Below are 20,605 nucleotides of genomic sequence, written 5' to 3' on the forward strand. Positions count from 1 at the left end.
AGTCGGCGGTGGGCAGTCGGCAGTCGGCAGTCGGCGGTTGATGCAGAGGTGTACGGAACGAACGATAGGGGTCGCGGTCAGCCGGTCGCGCCCACGTCCCAGCAGGTGACGTCGCCGCTCTCCTGGGCGACGTACAGGGTGCCGTCGGGGCCGAAGACGAGGCCGTGCGGTTCGCAGGCGGGGTCCGGCAGCGGGAGCTCGGTGATCCGGCCGCCGGGTGTGACCCGGCCGATCCGGCCGGTGGCCCACTCCGTGAACCAGCAGGAGCCGTCCGGCGCCACGGCCACCGCGTGCGGTCGGCACTCGGGGTCCGGCAGCGCGTATGCGGTGACGGTGCCCTCGCTGCCGGACGGGTCCAGGCGGCCGATGCGACCGGTGCCGATGTCCGCGAACCACAGTGTGCCGTCGGGTGCCGCCGTCAGCCCGACCGGGGCGGCCCCGGCCGTGGGCAGCGGGTACAGCCGCACCTCCCCCGTCACGGAGATGCGCGCCAGGGCACCGGCCTGGTTGAGGGTGCACCACAGGGCGCCGTCGGCGGCGGCGGTCAGGAAGGCCGGGAAGGATCCGGCGCCGCCGGGCAGGGGGTGTTCGGTGATCTCCCCGTCCGGGGTGATGCGGCCGACCGTCGCGGAGTTCATGGCGGTGTACCAGAGCGCACCGTGCACACCGCCCGCACCGTGCACACCGTCCGGACGGTCCGGGCCGGCGGCGATCCCGTACGGGCCCGGGCCCGGGCCCGTCCCGCTGCCGCGGCCCTGCAGGGCGTAGGACTCGGACCGGCCGTCGGTGGTGATGCGGCCGATGCGGTGGTCCCGGTTCCGGGTGAACCACAGCGCGCCGTCGGGTCCGGCGGTGATCAGGCTCGGCCCGCAGTCGGGCGAGTCGAGCGGGAACTCGTCGATCCGCCCGCCGGGAGCGAGGCGGGCGATGCGCCCGGCGTGGACCAGGGTGCACCAGACGTTCCCGTCGGGACCGGCGGCCAGTCCGTACGGGCCCGCCCCCGGGGTGGGGACGGTGAAGGTACGGATCAGGCGGGCGGCTTTGCGCGCGGTCAAGCCGAAGTCCTTTCCAGGGCCGGTTCGCGGCCGGTTCGGGTGGCCTGCAGGACGAGCCGGTCGCCCTGCCAGCGGGTGCACAGCCGGCGGTCGTGGCTGACCACGACCACCGCGCCCGGGAAGGCGGCGAGCGCCGCCTCCAGTTCCTCGGCGAGGACGGGGGACAGATGGTTGGTCGGCTCGTCGAGCAGGAGCACGTCGGCCGGTTCGGTGACCAGGCGGGCCAGTGCCAGCCGCTGCCGCTGGCCGGCGGAGAGGGTGCCGACTGCGGCGCCGAGCCGTTCCCGGGCGAACAGGCCCAGGGACAGCAGCTGTTCGGTGTGCTCCTCGGGAGTGCCGGGGCGGCCCTCGGCGAAGGCTTCGAGGAGGGTGCGGGCGGCCGGCCCCGCATCGGCCTGCTGCGCCAGCAGCCCGGTCCGGACCTGCCGTACGACGTGTCCGCGGTCGGGGGCGACGGTCCCCGCGAGCACCCCGAGCAGGGTGCTCTTGCCGGCCCCGTTCGGCCCGGTGACCAGCAGTCGTCCGGTGGCCGACAGGCTCAGGTCCACGGCCGCCAGCCGACCCGCCACGGACACGCCGTGCGCCGCGAGGACCGGGCGCTCATGGAGCCCTGTCGCACGGGATGCGGCAGGCGCACCGGGCAGGGCGGGCGCACGGGATGCGGCAGTCGTACGGGGTCCGGGCGTCGTATCGGCTCCGTCAGGCGTACCGGCTCCGTCAGTCGTACGCGGTACGGCCGTGAACCGCAGCGGCTCGGCCGGCGCCGGCACCGGGTGGGCCAGCAGCCTGCCCAGCCGCTCCTCCGCATTGCGGACCCGGCTCGCCAGGGACTGCTGCACCCGGCCGGCCGCCCGGTCGTACGCCATCTTGTTGCCGTCCTTCATGGCCCGGCCGGGGGCCACCCGGCGGGCGGTGACGGCGGCGGACTCCCGCAGCCGGTCCGCCTCGGCGCACCACGCGGCGTGGGCCTGGGCGCGGCGCTGCCGTTCGGCGGCGTGTCCGGCGAGGTAGCCGGCGTAGCCGTTGCCGTAGCGGACGGTCCGGTGCAGGTCGCCGTCCACTTCCAGGAGCGAGGTGGCGACGCGTTCGAGGAACCGGCGGTCGTGCGAGACGGCGACGGTGATGCCGCGGCGGGCGCGGAGGTGCTCCTCCAGCCAGGTGAGGGCGGAGTGGTCGAGGTGGTTGGTGGGCTCGTCGAGGAGCAGCACCTCGGGGTCGGAGGCCAGGAGTGCGGCGAGCCGGAGCCGGACCCGTTCGCCGCCGGAGAGCTCGCCGGCGGTGCGGTCGCGGGGCAGGGCGAGCAGTCCGAGGCCGTGCAGGGCGCGCTCGGTCCGGGCGTCGGCGTCGTAGCCACCGCGCAGTTCGAAGGCGGTGAGCAGGTCGGCGTACGAGGTGAGCACCTCGGCCGTGGTGTCCCCGTCCGCCATGCGGGCTTCGAGCCGGCGCATCCGGTCCTCCATGGCGCGGAGTCCGGCGAGGGAACGGTCGATGACCTGCTGGACGGTGAGGCCGGCGGGGAGGGTCTCCTCCTGGGCGAGGTGGCCGACGCCGCCGTCGGCGCGGACGGTCACGGTGCCGCGGTCGGGGCGTTCGGTCCCGGCGAGGAGGCGGAGGAGCGTGGACTTGCCGGATCCGTTCTCGCCGACGATGCCGAGGCGGGTCCCGTCGGTGACGGAGCAGTGGACGGAGTCGAGGACGGGGCGGCCGTCGTAGGACTTGCAGAGGTCAGTGGCGGTGAGCTGTGCGGTCATGGAGCGGCTCCAGGGGTCCGGGGGCGAGGACGGGGACGGGGGCGGCGGTGGAGAGGGGTGCGGCAGGAAGCAGGTGGACCATCGGAGGCTCCTTATGGCGACGGATGTTGCGTTAAGTGCGTTAAGATCGTTCCATGGATGCCGCAGCGCACGCAACCGATGAATCCGGCCACGGAGACGACCCGGATCCGGCCGCTCCGAGACGCCGTACGGGCGGCCGCAGCGCCCGCGTCCGCACCCAGGTCCTGACGGCCGTGGGCGAACTCCTGGTGTCGGGCGGGTACGACGGGCTGACCGTCGATGCGGTCGCCGCGCGCGCGGGCGTGCACCGCACCACGGTCTACCGGCGCTGGCGCGATGTCGGCGGCCTGCTGGCGGACGTACTCGACGCCGCCTCGGACGACACCTGGACCCCGCCCGACACCGGTTCACTGGTCGGGGACCTCACGGCACTCAACCAGGAGGTGTACGAGGCCCTGGCCGGCGGCGGACCCGGCCTGACCACGGCGCTCATCGCCGCCGGCTTCCGTTCGGCCGAGGCGGCCGGGGCCCTGTCCCGCTTCTGGGAGGACCGCTACGCCCGCTGCGCGGCGGTCGTCACCCGCGCCGGCGCACGCGGCGAACTCCCCGCCCCGGCCGACTCCCGCGCGCTCCTGGTCGCCGCGACCGCCCCGCTCTACCACGAGCTCCTGCTCCTGCGGGCCGCCCCGGACCCGTCCCTCCCCCGCCGGGCCGCAACGGCCGCCGCGGCCGCGGCCCGGGCCGGCGCCTTCGCCGACCCGTCGGCCACCGGACCCGCCGCGCCGTGACCACGGGGGCGGATTCCGGCCTTTGTGGGAAAAGCGGAGCGCGATCCCGTCCACGAGCCGAGCGGCTGGGCAGACGAGCGGTGTCACACCCGACTGTCACGCACGACTGCAAGGAGGTTGCAGCATGCTGATCACCGTGACGCGCACCGGAGGCTTCGCGGGCCGCGAGCGCCAGGCCGCCCTCAACACCGAATGCCGGCCGGACCGCGCCGAGTTGGAGTTCCTCGCCGAGCGGGCGCTCGCCGACGAAACCCCGACCACCCAGCAGCCGGACCCGGCACCGATACCGGCCCCCACACCGGCGCCGACTCCGTCTCCGGTTCCCGACGGGTTCCGCTACGTCGTGCAGGTCGACGGGAAGACCATCGAACTGCACGACCCGTACCTCAGCGAGAACCAGCGCCGCCTGATCCACGCCGTCCTCGGCGAAGGCGCCTGACCTGAGCGGAAGCACACCAGCGCACCACGGCCGGCCCGGCGGGGATTCCCGCCGGGCCGGCCGTCCGCGCGCATCACTTGCCCATCAGATGATGTGGCCCCCGAACGGCCCCATCTCGGCGTAGTACCGCCCGATGTCCTGGTGGTAGTCCGCATCGCGCAGGTGCTTCTCGCGGTGGAACTCCGGAGCCGCCTTGATCTGCTCCTTCGTCCGGTCGACGTGGACCGTCTCGTTCTCCCGGTCCACGCGGACGACCGTACCGGCGGGCAGCAGCACCTCCTTGCCGAAGATCCAGACCCCGGTGTCCACCACCAGGTAGGCGTCGGAGACCTCCCCGGAGTGCTTGTCCACCTTCCCGATGTGGCCGTCGACCGCTTCCACCCGGTAACCCGTCAGGTCCTCGCCCGTCGGGTGGACGATGCCGGAACGGAAGGCCCACATGTCGTCGGTCATGTGTCTCAACTCCTTTGCGGATGACCGCTCTGCCGTACCACCCGCCCCTGCCCCGAAACCGGGATCCCACGCACCGCCCGCACCCCTGCCGCTCAGAGCGCCGCCGCTCGGGCCGTTGCCACGTCGGCGTACACCAGGTGGTGGTCCGAGTACGGGCTCGGGCGGACGTGCTGGGCGAGCGGGCGCAGGCCGCGCAGGAAGACGTAGTCGAACTTGCTCTGCCAGTCGGTGGTCGGCTCGCAGGAGCCGGTGCCGCCGGGGCGGCAGCCGGGGTCCGCCTCCGTGGCCCGCGCCTGCATCCGCTTGAGTTCGGGGGCGTCCGGCACCGCGTTGAAGTCGCCGAGGACGATCGCGCGGTCGTACCGGGCGACGGCCGCGGCCAGTACGGGGACCTGCGCGGCCCGGATCCGCTCCTGCCGCCGCTGGGCGAGGTGGGTGTTGAAGACCCGGACGGAACGGCCGCCCACCTCCGTGGTGACGGCCATGTACCCGCGGTCCTCCGAACCGCCGTCCGGGTACTCCTCCGTCACCAGGCCGGACATGGGCGCCGCCGAGAGCAGCGCCTGCCCGAAGGCGCCGGGGTGCCACGGCACTCCCCCGCAGCGGCCCCAGTTCCGCAGGACCGACCCGTACTCGACGTGGTAGGAGAGCCCGTAGAAGGTCCTCAGGTAGTGCCGGATCCGTTCCACGTCCCGCACGCACGCCTCCTGCAGGGCCACCACCTGCGGCGCGTACGTGGCGATCTCCGCGGCCCGGTCCTCGTTGCTCTTCCCGCACGGGTTGCAGATGTTCCAGGTCATGACCCGGTTCGGCACGACCTCCCGGGGCGCACCGGCCGGGAGCGGCCTGCCGGACCGGACCCCGCTCGGCGAACTGGACCCGAGGAACACCGCACAGGCCACGACCACCACGCCCGCGAACACCCGCGCACCCCTACCGAGCACCCTCGCCTCCCCCACGTGTCTCCTGCGTATCGCCCGCGGCTCCGGAAGAGCCGGGGGCCGGGGGAGCGATCGTAGCCCCGGGCCCGCCGCCCGGTCCCGGCCTGCGCCTCAGCGGCCACCACCGGCTCGGCGCCCACCCTCGTCCCCGCGCCCACCGTCGTCCCCGCGGCGGCCGCCCCCCGCCACCATGGACTGGCCGCCGATGTCGGCCGCCCCGTCCAGGACCTCCCGCCACCAGACGGCCGCCCGTCCCGGGTCCATCGCGGCCCAGTCCGGGGTCTCTTCCACCTGGGCGCGGCCGAGGCGCCGGGCCAGGGCCACCAGGTCCCGGCCCGCCGGGGTGCGGGCCGCCCGGTACCGGTCCACGAGCTGGTCCCAGGAGGCGGCGTCCCGCCAGGCCTCGCCGAAGGCGGTGGCGTCCTGGAGCGCCCTGGCCACCCCGCTGGTGTTGTGCGGGCGTACGACGGTGGCGGCGTCCCCCGCGAGCAGCACCCGCCCGGCGGCGGTCAGCGGCGCCTCCAGGTCGTAGATGGGCTGTACGAAGGTGTCCTCGGGGGCGGTGAGCGCGAGCAGTCTTCCCCAGTACGGGGGGAACTCGCGGTCGAGCAGCTCCGCGAGACCGGCGGCGAGGCCGGGGGTGAGCCGGCCGGGCGGGAAGCTGGTGGGGTCGTCGAGGCGCAGGGTCCCGTCCTGCGGGGGCACGGCGTACAGGACCCAGTTCACGCGGGTGCCCTCCGGGCCCGGGATGCGGTAGATGACGCAACTGCCGCCGGGGAAGCAGACGGTGCTGACCGCGTCGGCGGGCCAGAGGTCCGCCCCGAGCCCGTCCACGAGACGGACGTCGAAGTGCCCGCGCCAGCAGACGTAGCCGGCGTAGTGCGGGCGGGACCCGGCTGTGACCGCCTCGCGGACCACGGAACGGTAGCCGTCGGCGCCGATGACCAGGTCGTAGCGCTCGGCGGTGCCGTCGGCGAGGGTGACCTCGGGACGGCTCGCGCTGTCGCCGCCGCTGTCCCTGTCGCCGTCGGCAGCGGAGGGGCCGTTCGCAGCGGGGGACGTCGGTGCCGCCGTCACGCCCGTCACGGCCGCACCCTGCCGGTAGACCACCGCGTCGGGGGTCGCCTCGCGCAGCCCCTGCCAGAGCAGGCCCCAGTGGTACGAGTGGAAGGGGAAGGGCTGCTCCCAGAAGAGCTTTCCGGCTGCGGCCCCGCCGTCGCGCACCACCCACCGGCGCCGGGTCAGCCGGTGTGCGGCGATGCCCGCGGGCAGGGTGCCGGCGGCCGCGAGTTCGGCGGCCCGGTCGTTGTGGATGCACAGGCCGAAGCCCCGGTCCGCGAGCCGCCCGCCGGTACGTTCGAGCACCTCGACCCGGTCCGCCCCCGCGCGCACCGCCACCGAGGCGAACGCGCACCCCGCAATGCTCCCGCCGACCACCGCGACCGACCCACCGCTCCGCATCCCGCTCCCTCTCCCCGACCACCCGAACCCACACCTGCACCCGAACGCGCGTACTCCGCCGCCATCCTCCCGGAAAGCACCCCGCGCCCGGCCCCTGAACTCCCGCAACGGCCGGAACCAGCCTCCGGCTCCTCAACTCCTCGGCGTCGTCGCGCTGTCGGTCTTCGTTCCGGCGGCGCCCATCGGGCAGCCCGGCGCCGGTGCGGACCAGCGGTCGCCGAGGGCGGTCGGGATGTCGAGGGTGGTGCGTTCGCCGCCGGTGAGGGTGCGGACGCTGCCCGCGAGGAGCAGCATGCCCGCCTTGTCGAGCACCTCGCGGGCGGTGGCGTGGCTGTCCTCGGCGCGCTCCAGGCGGCGGACGAGCCGTGCGCCCCATGCGGTGACGCGGCTGAACAGGCGGGGGCGCGGGACCTCGAGGGCGTCCGCGACCCGCGGGTCGACCACCTGCCGGATCATGGCGGGCACGATGGCGTCGAAGGCCTTGCCGGGCACGAGTTGCTCGTAGAAGCCGATCAGTCCGCGGGTGAGGGCGATGCCCTCCGGGGAGGGCGCGAAGTGGCGCCGGACGATGAGCCGGTCGGTCTCGCGGGCCTCGGCGAGCGTCTCCGGCATGGCCTCCTCGCGGATGCCGAGCATGGCGCCGGCGACGCGCCACACGTAGTAGTAGTCCTCGGCTTCCTGCTCCGTGACGGAGATGCCGAGCCGTTCCATGCCGTCGAGCACGTGCACGGAGAAGATCAGCAGGGCGGAGAGCATGTCCTCCTGGCAGACCGGGACCCCGTCGCGGTCCGCGTCCCACTCGCCGGAGGCGGTGATGAGGTGGCGTACGGCGGCGTGGATGAGCCGGGTCTTCTGGAGGGTGGGCACGAAGGCGCCGCCCGGCCCGTACGGGTCCTCGTCCATGAGGTGCAGCACGAACTGCGAGGTCTCGGCGAGCCGGCGGTGCGGGCGGTTCAACCGATGGGTGAGGTCCAGGATCCGGGAGGGCACGGGCGCCGCATAGCAGTCGACCATCGCCCCGTAGGACAGGACGGAGGCCACGTGCACCCCGTCGTCGAGGAAAAAGGCGTGGGCGCCCGCGATCCGCTCGGAGCGGGCCCAGGCGGGCGGGGCGTCGGTGACCGCGAGGTACTCCCGTACGCAGTCCGGCAGATCGTCCGGAAATGCCTGGTCGTTACGGGTGAACTCGCGCAGCAGCCGGTTGACCTCGCCGGTCGCGCCGGAGGCTGCGAGTTCGGCGATGACCGCATCGGCGAGCGGGTCCCCTTCCCTCCGCAGCGCGTCCAGGCTCTCGTGGGTGTGGGGCATGACGGGCTCTCCTCGCGGTCGTCCGGGCTCTCCCGCGCGAGTCTGGCCGACCGGCGCCGCGGCACGTGCGCACGGACCGGAACGCGTACCTCCGGTGACCGGAACCGGCCGTTGTCAGCGGCGCCGTGCACAATGCCCGCACGGACGGAACGTACGGCGGCACCGGGACCGGGGGACTGGACATGGAGAACGCGAGCACGATGGACGCGGAGGACCTCTACACGCTGCGGAACGCGGCGGCGGGCCTGGTCCTGGCCACGGAGGGCGGCCGCTCGGGCAGCGGCACCCGGCTGCGCCTCGTCCCGGAGGCGGAAACCACGCAGCGCTGGCGCATCGTCCCGGTGCACCCGGGCGCGGCGACGTACCACGTGGTGCACCCCGACAGCGGCAAACGGCTCGACGTGGCGGGCGCCTCGACGGAGAGCGGCGCCCGCGTCCAGCTGTGGTCGGCGAACGGCTACGGCGCCCAGGAATGGCTGGTGGAGGAACACCTCGACCAGCCCGGGGTGGTCACCCTGGTCGCCTGCATCAGCGGCCTCCCCCTGGACGTGGACGAGGAGGGCCGCGCCCGCCAGTGGGAGGAGACCGACGCCCCGACCCAGGGTTGGCGCCTGGAACGGGCGCAGTCGGCCCGGAAGTAGCCGGAAGAAGCAGGATCAGTGCCCCGCCGGGGCCGCACGGCTCACACGGCCGTGTTCCCGTGCCGGTCTCTTCCGTGTCCGCCGCCGCGAGCAGGTTCCTCGCGGCGGCGACGGTGAGGATGCCGGCACGGGCGCCCTGAAGGGACGCTGAAGTTCCGGGCGGGGAAGTTCCGGGCGGGGGAAGTGCCCGGCGGGGGAAGTGCCGGGCCGGGGAAGTGCCGGGCCGGGGAAGTGCCGGGCCCGGCAGTCCGGACGACGTGTCAGAAGCCGCAGGAGGCTCGCGCGTCCCGGAACCGGTCCGGGTGCCGGCGCCGGTACTCGACCAGGGACTGGGCCACCGCGGCACCCTCGCCCACCGCGGCGCCGACCCGCTTGACGGAGCCGGCCCGCACGTCGCCCACCGCGAACACCCCGGGCACGCTCGTCTCCATCGGCAGCGCGTCCGGGCCGGCTGCTCCGCCGCCGGTCAGGACGTACCCGCGGTCGTCGAGCTTGAGCAGGCCGCCGAGCCAGTCCGTGGACGGGTGGCCGCCGATCAGGACGTACAGGCAGTGCGCCGGGACCGTGCGTTCGGTGCCGGTACGGTCGCGCAGCCGGAGCCCGGTGAGGGTGGTCTCGCCGAGGCATTCGGCCACTTCGGTGCTGAGCAGGACCTTCAGGCCCGGGGTCCGCTCGATGCGCTGGACGAGGTAGCTCGACATGGAGGAGCCGAGGTCGGTGCCCCGTACGAGGAGGGTGACGCTGCGGGCGTAGCGCGCGAAGTAGAGGGCGGCCTGCCCGGCGGAGTTGCCCGCGCCGACCATGTACACGTCCTCCCCGGCGGCCGCGGGGGCGTCGGACAGGCAGGACCCGTAGTAGACGCCGGAGTTGAGCAGGCGGTCGACGCCGGGGGCCTTGAGGCGGTTCCAGTCCACGCCGGTGGCGACGATCACGGAGGCCGCGGTCACCGAGGCGGTCTCGTCGGTGCCCGCCTTGACGAACTCGACGGCGTGGTCGCCGGTGCCGGTCGGGGTCACCCGGCTGGCGACACGGGTGGGCTGCCACTCGACGCGGGCCCGGCGGGCCTGCTGGAGGGCGCGCTGGGCGAGGTCTCCGCCGGTGAGGCCGACCGGGAAGCCGAGGTAGTTCTCGATCCGCGAGGTCGATCCCGCCTGGCCGCCGGGGGCGTCGTCCTCGATCACGACCACGCTCATGCCCTCGGCGGCGGCGTACACGGCCGCGGACAGCCCGCCGGGGCCGCCGCCGATCACCGCGACGTCGTAGTGGTCCTGCTCGGCGGGGCGGATCAGGCCGAGCCGCTCGGCGAGTTCGCTGAGGGAGGGGTCCACGAGCTCGGTGCCGTCTCCGAGGCGGACGGTGACCGGGGCCTCGCGTACGTCCTCCTCGGGCAGCCAGCGGAAGATGACCCCGCTGCGGCCGAGGAAATCCCGTACCGCGTAGGCGGCGGGGGAGAACCGGCTGCCGCGCACCTCGGCGGTGGGCAGCTCGCCCCGGCAGTCGGCGTTCCACGTGCAGAGGGAGTCGTCGAGCGCGGCCCGGAGGTGCTCGGTGGGGCTCGTGTCACCCTCGTCCGCCCCGGTACGGGCCGCGGACGCGGTGCCGCCGGAACGTAAGGCCAGCGGCAGCCAGCGCACCCCGGCGTGCGCGGCGCCCGGCTCCGGCACCTCGTCCGCGACCACGGCCGCGACGGGCACCTGCCGTTCGGCCAGCGCGCGCAGCACCCGGACCACCTCCGCCGGCCCGCCGACCTGGAGCACGCGGAACGAGGTCCGGTACCAGCTCTGGACCAGCTCGGCCGTCTCGTGGCGGCGCAGCGGGTCGGAATCGGAGAGAACGATCACCGGCAGGGCGGCATCGGTCATCACGAAGGTCCTCCAGGGGTGGGAGTGGCACGGGCGTGGGCAGGGGGCCGATCGGCATTCCGCCCCGCTCAACGAGCGGGGAGGCGATACGAACCGGCTTGCCGCCCGCGGAGGAACGGGCGGCGGTACGGGGGACGGCCCCGCCGTCCCCCGGCCACCCTCAGAGCCGGCCGAAGAACTGGTTGCCCCGCGCCGCGTGGTTCTCGCTCGTGTAGTACTCCTTCATGGCGGAGCTGATCTCGTCCCGGCTGAGCTGCCCGTCGCCGTCGGCGTCCAGCTGCTCGAACGCCTCGTCGCAGGTCTGGCGGGGCAGGCGGAACATGCCGTGGAGCAGGGAGGTGTACTCCTCCTTGCTCAGCATCCCGTCGCCGTCGCGGTCGCCGAGCTCGGTCCACGCGTTGCTCATGTTGCGGATCCGCTCCCAGATCCGGTTCTGGTCGGAGACGATCCGCGCCCGGAACGAGGCCCGGAACTCCTGCCGGTCCACCCCTCCGTCCCCGTCCCGGTCCATCCTCTCGAAGACGGTGTCCCACAGGTCCGCCAGCGAGTTCCGGAGGCCGGCCACCTCGTCCGGGGCGACGCCGAGCGCCTCGGCGAGCTTGTCCGACAGACCGATGACGTCCGACTTCTCGAGCCGCCCGTCGCGGTCCGCGTCGAACACGTCGAACGACCGGTCAAGCTTCATGTCCAGAACGCTCACGCCACATTCCCCTTCGCTCACTTCACGTGATCGTCCCGCTACGGTGCGGGACGGGGCCCAGGAAACCACAGCGCCCGCCCGCCGCGCGCGGAACCGGCGGCCGACTGATCATTCCGGGTGAAGCGCCTCCGGCCGGCGCACCTCGTAGAGGAAGCAGCCGTATTCGACGGCCCGTACGTGGGCGAGCGCGACCTCCGGGTCGGCGAAGGCCCGGGCCAGGGCGCGCGCGACGGCGGCCTGGGCTTCGGCGGGGTCCTCGGGGAGGTGGACGAGCGTGCCGCCGGCGATGGCCCCGCGGGCGTCGTAGCGGCGTACGACGCGCAGGGCGCCGGTCTCGGCGAAGGGGTGGCCGGCGGCCGGGTCCGGACCTTCGCAGGGGGTGGTGTGGATGAAGACCGGACCCACCTCGTCGTACGCGCCGGGGGTGGCGCCGGTGCGGGCGGCCCAGCGGCGCAGGGGGGCGTAGGACACCAGCGTCACCGCCTCGCCGGCGCGGCTGCGGCGCAGGCAGCAGCGCAGCGGGGCGCCGCCCTCGTCCTGGGCGCGGGTGTCGGTGCCCCGGACCGCCCCGGCGTCGTCGCGCGCGCGGAGCTGCGCGAGTACGCCGGGGGCGATGGCGGTGGCAGTGGGCAGAAGGGGCGCTGCGGTCGTGGTCATGGGCCCAGCCTGCGCGGCGGAAGCCGGCTGTGCTGGCAGGAATCCGACGGCACGTTCGACGGCGCCGCCGGGGGTCAGGCCTTCTTGACCACGCTGGACTTGAGCTGCATGGCGCCGAAGCCGTCGATCTTGCAGTCGATGTCGTGGCCGTCGACGCCGTCGACCAGCCGAATGTTGCGGACCTTGGTGCCCGCCTTGATGCCCGAGGGGCTGCCCTTGACCTTGAGGGCCTTGACCACGGTCACGGTGTCGCCGTCGCTCAGCACGTTGCCCACCGCATCCTTGACCACGCGCTCCCCGGCGGCACCTTCGGCGTCCGCCGAGGCCTGGGCCGGGACCCACTCGTGGCCGCACTCGGGGCAGACCATCAACGCGTTCATCTCGTAGGTGTACTCGCTGGAGCACTTGGGGCAGGGGGGCAGGTTCTCGCTCACCCGCACAGGTTACCAAGTTGCAGATTTATGCAATTAGCGAGGTCTTCGACCCGGTCGCAAGCCCCACCGGGAGGCTGCCCACCGAGAGGCGGCCCACCGGGAGGCGGCCCGCCGGTCGGCGCGGAGCGCCGCGGAGCCTCCGACTTCCAGAATTGCAAAATTCTGCAATTACATACATTCTTAGATGGCTGTGTCCGCAGGTAGCCACGGGCACAGCCGTCAGCACTTCCCCGGCAGCCGGGCGACCAGGCGGCCGGGCGACCAGGAAGGGTGGACGGATGCTGCTTCCGCTGTACCAGGCGAAGGCCGAGTTCTTCCGGATGCTCGGACACCCCGTACGGATTCGGGTCCTGGAGCTGCTCCAGGACGGCCCGATGCCCGTCCGCAGCCTCCTCGCCGCCATCGAGGTGGAGCCGTCTGCGCTGTCGCAGCAGCTCGCGGTGCTCCGCCGGTCCGGCGTGGTCACCGCCACCCGGGAAGGTTCCACCGTGGTCTACGGCCCGGTCTGCGGAGACGTCGCGCAGCTCATGGCCTGCGCCCGCAGGATCCTCGTCGGGCTTCCGGCCGGGAGTCCGGAGCCCCGGGAGGCGCTGCGCGGGAGCGGGGTGCGCGCGTCGTGAGCGTGAGCACCAGGCCCGGTTCCTTCCCGGCCCGGCTGCGGGCCGTGCTGCCCGCGCGGGCCGACTTCGCGGTCATGGCGTCCGCTCCGCGGCGGGACCTGACGGCCGGGTTCACGGTGGCGATCGTCGCCCTCCCCCTCGCCCTCGGATTCGGCGTGTCCTCCGGGCTCGGCGCCGGGGCCGGGCTGGCCACGGCCGTCGTGGCCGGGGCCCTCGCGGCCCTGTTCGGCGGCTCGGACCTCCAGGTCTCCGGCCCCACCGGCGCCATGACGGTCGTACTGGTGCCGATCGTGGCGGTGCACGGCCCGGCCGGGGTGCTCACCGTCGGACTGATGGCCGGGGTCCTGCTGATCGCCCTCGCCCTGGCGCGGGCCGGGCAGTACATGCGGTACGTGCCCGCCCCGGTCGTGGAGGGCTTCACCTTCGGGATCGCGTGCGTGATCGGCCTCCAGCAGGTCCCGGCGGCGCTCGGCGTGGACCGGCCCGAGGGCGAGAAGGTCCTCGCCGTGGCCTGGCGGGCCGTGGCCGCCTTCGTCTCCGCGCCAAACTGGACCGCGCTCGCCCTGTCCTGCGGGGTGGCGGCGGTGATGCTGGCGGGGGCCCGGTGGCGGCCCGGCTTCCCGTTCTCACTGGTCGCGGTCGTCGCCGCCACCCTCGTCGTGGAGGCCTTCCACGTGCCCGGGGCCGCTCCGATCGGCGACCTGCCGTCCGGTCTGCCCGCCCCCTCCCTCGCCTTCATCGACCCGTCCGCCCTCGGCTCCCTGGTCGCACCGGCGGTGGCGGTCGCCGCCCTCGCGGCCCTGGAGTCGCTCCTCTCGGCGACGGTCGCCGACGGAATGACCGTCGGCCGGCGGCACGACCCCGACAAGGAGCTGTTCGGGCAGGGCATCGCGAACCTCGCCGCCCCGCTGTTCGGCGGGGTCCCGGCGACCGCGGCGATAGCCCGTACCGCCGTCAACGTCCGCACCGGCGCCGTCTCCCGGCTGGCCGCGCTCACGCACGCGCTCGTCCTGGCCCTCGTCGTCTTCGCCGCCGCCCCGCTCGTCTCCCGGATCCCGCTGGCCGCCCTCGCGGGGGTGCTGCTGGCCACCGCCGTACGGATGGTCGAGGTCGGCGCCCTGCGCGCGATGGCGCGGGCGACCCGCTCCGACGCCGTGGTCCTCGTCCTCACCGCGGCCGCCACCCTCGTACTGGACCTGGTGTACGCCGTCATCCTCGGCCTGGCCGCGGCCGGGGCCCTCGCCCTGCGCGCGGTCGCCCGGCAGGCCCGCATGGAGCAGACCGACGTCCGCACGGACCTGCCGGGCGAGCACACCGAGGAGGAACATGCGCTGCTCGCCGAGCACATCGTGGCCTACCGGATCGACGGCCCGCTGTTCTTCGCCGGGGCCCACCGCTTCCTCCTCGAACTCGCCGAGGTCAGCGAGGTCCGCGTGGTGATCCTGCGCATGTCCCGCGTCACCACGGTCGACGCCACCGGTGCCCTCGTCCTGAAGGACGCGGTGGACAAGCTGCACCGGCGCGGGATCGCGGTCCTCGCCTCCGGCATCCGGCCGGGGCAGCGCCGCGCGCTGGACGCGGTGGGCGCCCTCGACCTGCTGGAGCGCGACGGGGAGTTCGCCACCACCCCGGAGGCGATCGCGGCCGCCCGCGGGCACCTCGAACGGTCGGGGCTGCTCCCCCGGGGCCACCACGGCCCCGACCACCACCGCCGCCACCACCGCGACCACCCGCACCGGCTCGGAAAGGCCCCCCGATGACCGCACCCGCCGACCGGCTGATGCTGGAGGTCTCCGGCACCGAGGCCCTGTGGCTGCTGGAGGGCACCGGCCACGGCCGCCTCGTCTACGTGCAGCGCGACCGCCCGATGGTCCGCCCGGCCACCCACGTCCTGGAGTACGGCCGGCTCGTCGTCCGCGCCCCCGTCCAGCCGCTGATCGTCCTCGCCCGCACGGTCCTGACGTACCACGCCGAGGACATCGGGCACCCGGCGCGCACCGGCTGGACCGTCACGGCCCACGGCCCCGCCGACCCCGTCACCGACCCGGACGAGGCCGCGCACTACCGCCGTACGCTGCCCGGCTGGTCCCACGGCCCCCACGACACCCTGCTGCGCCTGCACCCGGAGTCCGTCTCGGGATTCCGCCTGGCCCGCCCGGTGACGGGATGACCGACCGGGTGAGCGGCCGGGTGAGCGGCGGGGGTGAGCGGCCGACAGGGGCGCCCCGGACCGGCGCGCGGGCGACACGACTGTTCGAAACTTGCAGGAATCTGCAATTGTGGAGGTCACAGGAGCGAGCGGACGCCAGGGTGCCGCTCGCGGCGAGCGTAGGGCGGACGAGGTGCCGGGAACGCGGGCGGGCGGCAGGCAGGGCGAGCCGGGGGGCGGGAACAGCCAGGTGAGCGCCCCGCTCTACCAGCTGAAGGCGGAGTTCTTCAAAACCCTCGGCCACCCCGTGCGCATCCGCGTCCTGGAGCTGCTCAGCCAGCGGGAGCACGCCGTCTCCGAGCTGCTCCCCGAGGTCGGGGTCGAGGCCGCGGCCCTGTCCCAGCAGCTCGCCGTGCTGCGCAAGGCCAACCTGGTGCTCACCCGCCGCGAGGGCGTCAACGTGTTCTACCGGCTCGCCAGCGAGGAGGTCGCGGAACTCCTCCGGGTCGCGCGCACCATCCTCTCCGGTGTCCTGCGCGGCCAGGCCGCCCTCCTCGCCGACCTGGACGCGGCCGCGCCCCGGCAGCCCTGAGCCGCCGGGGCCGGGCGCCGGGGTTCACGTCACCGGGGGTCACTTCTGGGCGTGCGAGCCCAGGTAGAACAGCAGGTACACGAAACCCGCGAAGACGTGCGTGCCGAAGACGTAGAAGAAGGCGCGCAGGGCGACCCCCTTCTCCTTCCACCGCTCGCCGTCCGCCGCGGCGGGCTTCTCGGCCATCGGGGCTCCCCTCCGGTCTCCACGGCGACCGAAAACTAGTGAATTGCAGAACTCTGCAAGTCTAGCCGCTGCCTCCCGCCCGTCTCGGGCGGGCCGGGACCCGGCGCACATACGATCAGCCGATGATCACTTCCGTCACACTCACGGCCGCATCGACCCCGACCGCCCCCGCGCTGACCCTGCGCCCCTGGCGACCGGACGACGTGGCCGCGCTGGTCGAGGCGTACCGGGATCCCGCCCTGCGGCGCTGGACGGGCACCCCCATGGCGGGTCAGGAGGACGGGCTCAGGTGGGTGCGGGCGCAGGAGGCGGGGTGGGCGGCCGGGGAGCGGTTCGGCTTCGCGGTCCTGGAGACGGATCGTGACGCGGCCCGTGGCCCGGCACCGGCGCGCCTGGTCGGGAACGTCGTGCTCAAGGAGGTCGCGCCCGGCAGGCCGGCCGCCGAGGTCGGCTACTGGACGGCGGGGCAGGCCCGCGGCCGGGGTGTGGCCCCGCGGGCCCTGGGAGCGCTCACCGCCTGGGCCTTCGACACGTTCCGCGCCGGGGGCCTGGAGCGCCTCGAACTCCTCCACCAGGTGGACAACCCGGCCTCCTGCCGGGTCGCGGAGAAGTGCGGCTACGCCTTCGACCGGATCCTGCCCTCGGCTCCCCCCGCCTTCCCGCTGGACGGCCACCTGCACGTCCGGCGCGCGACCCCCTGACCTCGCCGCTCCCGACGCTCCGACCGTCCGCCCGGGCCTCTGGCATTCCCGCACCCGGCCCTGCGCCGGCACGCACCTGCCACCGGGGGCCACCGGCCACCGCCGCCCGACCGGCACCGGCCATACCCCCCAAATCCACCCGAGCGGCACTCCGATAGCATGCTCGATCAAGCTCGATCAAGACCGACGACCACGGCCGGGGCCAGATCATTGATATCGAAAACATCGCTGGTGATCCCACCAACGGATGACGGGGTGCAGCCCGCTCCCGCCGTCGCCGGATGGCGCCGCCCGCGCGTGATCCTCTGGGCCGCAGCCGGCGTGGTGGGTCTCGGATTCCTCGTCGCACTGGAGGTCGCCGCGCGCCACTACGGCGTACGCGGCCCGCTCAGCAACCAGGTGCGGGAGACGGTGTTCGCCCCGAAGTCCGCCCCGCTGCTCTACGGCAGCATGGCCTTGATGATGACGGTGCTCACCTGGCGGCAGCGTTTCATCTCCCTCGGCGCCGCGGTCGGCATCGACCTCCTCTTCCTCCTGGTGCGCCTCGCGACCGACGCCGAGCTGACCCCCGGCAACGGTGCGCTGTGGGTGGTCCTGGCCTGGGGGGCCGTCGCCGTCGCCCGCCGCACCGGCGCGGACCGCGTCCTGCTCCTCAAGGGCGTCGGGCTCGGCCTGCTGCTCGTGGCCGGGCGCAAGGCCGGCGACACCTGGCTGCTCATCACCTCGAAGAGCCGCCCGCTGGTGCTCGACCAGTACGTGGCGACCGCCGACCACGCGCTCGGCAGTCCGTCGTGGCTGGCGGGCCGGATCGTACGGGCCACGGGGACGGTCGGCCACCACCTGCTCGACGTGGTCTACGGCCAGCTCGGCGTGGCCGCCGTCCTGGTCATGCTCTACCAGCTGCGCAAGGTCGCGGCCGAGCGCCGCTTCCCGAGCCACCACCTGGTCCGCACCTTCCTGGTGATCGGCCTCCTGGGACCGGGCATCTACATGCTGTTCCCGGTGGTCGGACCGATCTACGCGTACGGCGCCGACGGCGGGCAGTGGGCGCTGGCGAACCTGTGGCCGGACACCCCGCCGCTGCCCTCCGCCGTCCCGCAGCCCTTCCCCTTCGACGGGATCACCCCGCGCAACTGCATGCCCAGCCTGCACACGGCCTGGGCCACCGCCATCTTCATCCACTCCCGGCGGGCGACGCGGACCCTGCGGTTCTTCGGCACGTTCTGGCTGATCACCACGCTCGCGGCAACGCTCGGGTTCGGCTACCACTACGGCGCGGACATCATCGCCGGGGTGGTCTTCACCCTGACCATCGAGGCGGCGCTGCGCGCCTCGGCGCGCAGCTGGGACCGGACGGCGATCCGGTTCGTCGCGTCCGGCACGGCGGTCTTCGTGGCCTTCCTGCTGTCGTACCGCTACCTCCCGGTCCGACTGGCGGAGCACCCGTGGCTCTTCGGCCCCCTCCTCATGCTCACCACGGCCGCGATCGTGCTGGCGTACGTCCGCATCACGAAGTCCTGGGACCGCAGCACGGCCCCCCTCCCCCACCAGCGCAACCCCCGGCCGGAACCAGCCTGACCCCACCCGGCACCCGGCGGCTGCTCGCCCCACGGCTCCCGGCGAGCCCCGGCCCCCGTCCCCCGCACTCACGCAGGGGACGGGGGCTTCGTCGTACCCGGGCCGGAGCGGCGAGTGGCGGGGGTCGCCCCTCACTGGCGAGTGGGCCCGCGCCCGCCCGCAGGGACCCGGGCCCATGTTCCGCCCGCGCGCATCTCGACCAGTTCGAATCCGCCCTGGTCACGGACGATGTGGTGGCTGACCGGCGAGCCCGAGCTCCGTACGAGGCCGACCCACCCTTCGGTGAGGGCGTACCGCAACACCCAGCCCACCACCTGCATCACGATTCCGAACTCGTCCTCGTGGACACTCGCCCGCAGGGTCAGCGCCCACGGGGCCGTGCCGTGCGCATCGACCCGGTCCTCGGCCCGGACGAGCACCGCGCATCCCGCGCCGCCGAAGGCATGTCCGGCATCCGCCGCGTCGGCAAACACCTGCCAGGGTCCGTCCCACTCCTCCCACGCGGCGGCGGAATGCACCTCGGGGGCGTCGTCCGCCACCCCCATGTGCCACCGCAGCTCGTCCAGCACGGTGCCAGGCAGTTCCCCATCGAGATCCGCGGCCAGGAAGAGGTCGTAGTAGTCACTCACCCAGTCGAGCCCAACCAGCGGCGGTCGAGGGCGCCGGGAGGGTCTGCCGGCCCGTCAGCGGCCCAGGCGGCGTTGGGTGTCGAAGCGTCGCAGTACGCGCACGACGCGCCAGAGGGCGGCGGTGCCTGCCGATACGGCGCCTGCCGTCAGCAGGCCTCTGCGCACGGGGTCCGGCACGCCCAGGGTCAGGGCGGGCACGAGGAACACGGCGAAGACCAGTGCGGCGAGGAAGCCCGCGGTGATCAAGGCGAAGACGACTTCCACCGTCATCGCGTCCTTCTCCCAGCGTGACTCCCGCCCCGTGTCCATCCTGCGATCCTCCCACGTCCTCCGCGCTCAGCGGCTCCCGCCGAGATGGTCCAGGAAGAAGGCCGCCGCCTCGTTGCCCACGCGGACGCGGGCGGTGGGGTCGGCCGGCTGGGGGGCGAAGAAGTCGTCGTGGCGGACGGACGGGCCGGCCGAGCGGCCCGTGGCCGTGGGGATGTGCTCCAGGTACGGGCGGGTGTCGGCCTCGAAGGGGTTGACCGTGTCCGCGCCGCCCCAGCGGATGCCCACCGGTACCCGGATGGTGGCCAGGCTGCCCGGGGTCACCAGTCCGCCGACTCCGGGGGCCACCTGGAAGACCGCCCGCACCCGGGGGTCGGTCAGGTCCGCCGAGGCCTCGGCGAGGGTACGGCGCGACGCGTCGTCGAGCTCCGGCTTGTACGTGCGGCGCAACGCGTCCAGCGCACCGGGAAGTTCGGGGATCTCCGGCAGCGGGACCGCGCCCGTCAGCACCCCCCAGAGGAGGTGCGGGTCCACTCGGGCCCCGGCGAGTGCCACCGCGGTGTAGCCCCCGAGGGAGAAACCCGCAGCGCCGACCGGGCCGAGCGGCTGTTCCCGGGCGAGGGCGTCGAGGACGAACGAGACGTCCCGGGGGCGGTCCCACACGTAGAGGAAGCCTTCGGGGAGGTAGCCGTCGACGAAGTTGTTTCCGTGGTGGTCCGGGGCCACCACCCGGAAACCCGCCTCGCGGAGGGGGCGTACCAGCCAGTCCATGGCCCGGCCCGAACCCCCGGTGCCGTGCGAGACCACGACCAGCGGGGCGGGGGCGGCGGCATGGGCGGGGGCATGGGCATGGCCGGAGGCCGAGGCGGGCGCCGACGGCGATGCGGCGGGCGCCGGCTCCCACTGGTAGATGCGTACGGGACGCGGCCGGTCCGGGTCCCGCAGGTCGCTGCGGGACTCGTCGTACAGGACACGTACCAGCGGCTGCGCTTGCCCAGACTTTGTCATGATCACATCCTAGGGAGGCGTGCGGTCCGCACGACGCCCGCCGCCCGGCCGACTTTTTCGGAAAAAACGCCGCAGGCACCGGTGATGATCCCTATGCTCCAGCTGTCACGGCCGCGGAGCCGGCCTCTACCCAGCACACGGGAGCGCGAGATGGCACGGGTGTCGATCGACTCGGATGTCTGCATCGGTTCGGGGCAGTGCCTGCTGACCGCCCCCGGCGTGTTCGACTCGGACGACGACGGCTTCCCGCTCGTGCGCCCGGGGGCCGAGGACGGCAACGGCGACCCGATGCTGAAGGAAGCGGTCCGCGCCTGCCCGACCCAGGCCATCGCCCTGACCGAGGAGTAGCCGGCGGCGGAGGTCC

At 74.1% G+C, this 20,605-nt stretch carries 24 protein-coding genes; 10 read left to right on the plus strand and 14 right to left on the minus strand.

Annotation, left to right across the window (positions count from 1 at the left end; translation table 11 throughout):
* Positions 1-77 precede the first annotated feature (77 nt).
* Positions 78-1,055, minus strand: coding sequence for a Vgb family protein (locus ACZ407_RS15745; RefSeq protein ID WP_468128635.1), 978 nt, complete (start codon positions 1,053-1,055; stop codon positions 78-80).
* On the minus strand, positions 1,052-2,806 hold the full coding sequence (locus ACZ407_RS15750) for an ABC-F family ATP-binding cassette domain-containing protein (RefSeq protein WP_468128636.1): 1,755 nt from the start codon (positions 2,804-2,806) through the stop codon (positions 1,052-1,054). The genes ACZ407_RS15745 and ACZ407_RS15750 overlap by 4 nt, the downstream gene beginning before the upstream one ends.
* Before the next feature lie 134 nt (positions 2,807-2,940).
* Between ACZ407_RS15750 and ACZ407_RS15755 the strand changes: the two genes are divergently transcribed.
* Complete coding sequence (locus ACZ407_RS15755) at positions 2,941-3,615, plus strand: TetR/AcrR family transcriptional regulator (RefSeq protein ID WP_468128637.1); 675 nt, start codon at positions 2,941-2,943, stop codon at positions 3,613-3,615.
* Between the two features lie 124 nt (positions 3,616-3,739).
* Positions 3,740-4,054, plus strand: a complete 315-nt coding sequence (locus ACZ407_RS15760) for a protealysin inhibitor emfourin (protein WP_468128638.1) — start codon at positions 3,740-3,742, stop codon at positions 4,052-4,054.
* A gap of 84 nt (positions 4,055-4,138) precedes the next feature.
* On the opposite strand, the gene ACZ407_RS15765 is transcribed toward ACZ407_RS15760, so the two are convergent.
* The 4 genes from ACZ407_RS15765 to ACZ407_RS15780 all read right to left on the minus strand — a co-directional run bounded on the left by ACZ407_RS15765 (position 4,139) and on the right by ACZ407_RS15780 (position 8,217).
* Positions 4,139-4,507 carry a PRC-barrel domain-containing protein gene (locus tag ACZ407_RS15765; protein ID WP_468128639.1) on the minus strand — a complete coding sequence of 123 codons (369 nt, stop codon included), beginning with the start codon at positions 4,505-4,507 and terminating at the stop codon, positions 4,139-4,141.
* Positions 4,508-4,599: 92 nt separating this feature from the next.
* Positions 4,600-5,451: an endonuclease/exonuclease/phosphatase family protein gene (locus ACZ407_RS15770; protein WP_468128640.1), complete on the minus strand. Its 852-nt coding sequence runs from the start codon at positions 5,449-5,451 to the stop codon at positions 4,600-4,602.
* A gap of 108 nt (positions 5,452-5,559) precedes the next feature.
* A complete protein-coding gene (locus tag ACZ407_RS15775; protein ID WP_468128641.1) occupies positions 5,560-6,909 on the minus strand; it encodes an FAD-dependent monooxygenase in 1,350 nt (449 codons plus the stop codon).
* Positions 6,910-7,041: 132 nt separating this feature from the next.
* Positions 7,042-8,217 carry an oxygenase MpaB family protein gene (locus ACZ407_RS15780; protein WP_468128642.1) on the minus strand — a complete coding sequence of 392 codons (1,176 nt, stop codon included), beginning with the start codon at positions 8,215-8,217 and terminating at the stop codon, positions 7,042-7,044.
* A gap of 182 nt (positions 8,218-8,399) precedes the next feature.
* Here ACZ407_RS15780 and ACZ407_RS15785 point away from each other — a divergent pair, with 182 nt between their 5' ends.
* A complete protein-coding gene (locus ACZ407_RS15785; protein WP_468128643.1) occupies positions 8,400-8,858 on the plus strand; it encodes an RICIN domain-containing protein in 459 nt (152 codons plus the stop codon).
* Positions 8,859-9,118: 260 nt separating this feature from the next.
* Here the strand turns inward: ACZ407_RS15785 and ACZ407_RS15790 are convergent, their stop codons facing one another.
* The 4 genes from ACZ407_RS15790 to ACZ407_RS15805 all read right to left on the minus strand — a co-directional run bounded on the left by ACZ407_RS15790 (position 9,119) and on the right by ACZ407_RS15805 (position 12,511).
* Entirely contained in the window at positions 9,119-10,720 is a 1,602-nt protein-coding gene (locus ACZ407_RS15790) for an NAD(P)/FAD-dependent oxidoreductase (protein WP_468128644.1), read from the minus strand.
* Positions 10,721-10,880: 160 nt separating this feature from the next.
* Positions 10,881-11,405, minus strand: coding sequence for an EF-hand domain-containing protein (locus ACZ407_RS15795; protein WP_468128645.1), 525 nt, complete (start codon positions 11,403-11,405; stop codon positions 10,881-10,883).
* 123 nt (positions 11,406-11,528) lie between these two features.
* Complete coding sequence (locus ACZ407_RS15800) at positions 11,529-12,077, minus strand: DUF1203 domain-containing protein (protein ID WP_468128646.1); 549 nt, start codon at positions 12,075-12,077, stop codon at positions 11,529-11,531.
* Positions 12,078-12,151: 74 nt separating this feature from the next.
* Positions 12,152-12,511 carry a zinc ribbon domain-containing protein YjdM gene (locus ACZ407_RS15805; RefSeq protein WP_468128647.1) on the minus strand — a complete coding sequence of 120 codons (360 nt, stop codon included), beginning with the start codon at positions 12,509-12,511 and terminating at the stop codon, positions 12,152-12,154.
* Positions 12,512-12,789: 278 nt separating this feature from the next.
* On the opposite strand from ACZ407_RS15805, the gene ACZ407_RS15810 reads away from it, so the two are divergent.
* The 4 genes from ACZ407_RS15810 to ACZ407_RS15825 all read left to right on the plus strand — a co-directional run bounded on the left by ACZ407_RS15810 (position 12,790) and on the right by ACZ407_RS15825 (position 15,872).
* Positions 12,790-13,131, plus strand: a complete 342-nt coding sequence (locus tag ACZ407_RS15810; protein WP_468128648.1) for an ArsR/SmtB family transcription factor — start codon at positions 12,790-12,792, stop codon at positions 13,129-13,131.
* 74 nt (positions 13,132-13,205) lie between these two features.
* Positions 13,206-14,891, plus strand: a complete 1,686-nt coding sequence (locus tag ACZ407_RS15815) for a SulP family inorganic anion transporter (protein WP_468128744.1) — start codon at positions 13,206-13,208, stop codon at positions 14,889-14,891.
* A complete protein-coding gene (locus ACZ407_RS15820; protein WP_468128649.1) occupies positions 14,888-15,301 on the plus strand; it encodes a pyridoxamine 5'-phosphate oxidase family protein in 414 nt (137 codons plus the stop codon). The genes ACZ407_RS15815 and ACZ407_RS15820 overlap by 4 nt, the downstream gene beginning before the upstream one ends.
* A gap of 229 nt (positions 15,302-15,530) precedes the next feature.
* The gene (locus ACZ407_RS15825) at positions 15,531-15,872 is read left to right on the plus strand and encodes an ArsR/SmtB family transcription factor (RefSeq protein ID WP_468128650.1); all 342 of its coding nucleotides are present in this window, start codon (positions 15,531-15,533) and stop codon (positions 15,870-15,872) included.
* A gap of 39 nt (positions 15,873-15,911) precedes the next feature.
* Here ACZ407_RS15825 and ACZ407_RS15830 read toward each other — a convergent pair whose 3' ends face one another.
* Entirely contained in the window at positions 15,912-16,058 is a 147-nt protein-coding gene (locus ACZ407_RS15830; protein ID WP_468128651.1) for a DUF6126 family protein, read from the minus strand.
* A 122-nt stretch (positions 16,059-16,180) separates the two neighbouring features.
* Here ACZ407_RS15830 and ACZ407_RS15835 point away from each other — a divergent pair, with 122 nt between their 5' ends.
* Both ACZ407_RS15835 and ACZ407_RS15840 read left to right on the plus strand, forming a co-directional pair.
* Entirely contained in the window at positions 16,181-16,759 is a 579-nt protein-coding gene (locus tag ACZ407_RS15835) for a GNAT family N-acetyltransferase (protein ID WP_468128652.1), read from the plus strand.
* 300 nt (positions 16,760-17,059) lie between these two features.
* On the plus strand, positions 17,060-18,337 hold the full coding sequence (locus ACZ407_RS15840; RefSeq protein WP_468128745.1) for a phosphatase PAP2 family protein: 1,278 nt from the start codon (positions 17,060-17,062) through the stop codon (positions 18,335-18,337).
* A 131-nt stretch (positions 18,338-18,468) separates the two neighbouring features.
* Here the strand turns inward: ACZ407_RS15840 and ACZ407_RS15845 are convergent, their stop codons facing one another.
* Genes ACZ407_RS15845 through ACZ407_RS15855 form a run of 3 tightly spaced genes read right to left on the minus strand, consistent with a single transcriptional unit; the run spans position 18,469 to position 20,241 of the window.
* On the minus strand, positions 18,469-18,966 hold the full coding sequence (locus ACZ407_RS15845; protein ID WP_468128653.1) for a hypothetical protein: 498 nt from the start codon (positions 18,964-18,966) through the stop codon (positions 18,469-18,471).
* A 54-nt stretch (positions 18,967-19,020) separates the two neighbouring features.
* Positions 19,021-19,275, minus strand: a complete 255-nt coding sequence (locus tag ACZ407_RS15850; protein ID WP_468128654.1) for a DUF6332 family protein — start codon at positions 19,273-19,275, stop codon at positions 19,021-19,023.
* A gap of 27 nt (positions 19,276-19,302) precedes the next feature.
* Entirely contained in the window at positions 19,303-20,241 is a 939-nt protein-coding gene (locus ACZ407_RS15855) for an alpha/beta hydrolase family protein (protein ID WP_468128655.1), read from the minus strand.
* Between the two features lie 150 nt (positions 20,242-20,391).
* Between ACZ407_RS15855 and ACZ407_RS15860 the strand changes: the two genes are divergently transcribed.
* Entirely contained in the window at positions 20,392-20,589 is a 198-nt protein-coding gene (locus ACZ407_RS15860; protein ID WP_468128656.1) for a ferredoxin, read from the plus strand.
* The last annotated feature ends 16 nt before the right edge of the window (positions 20,590-20,605 follow it).

The sequence above is a fragment of the Streptomyces sp. NPDC030809 genome, from assembly GCF_055572195.1.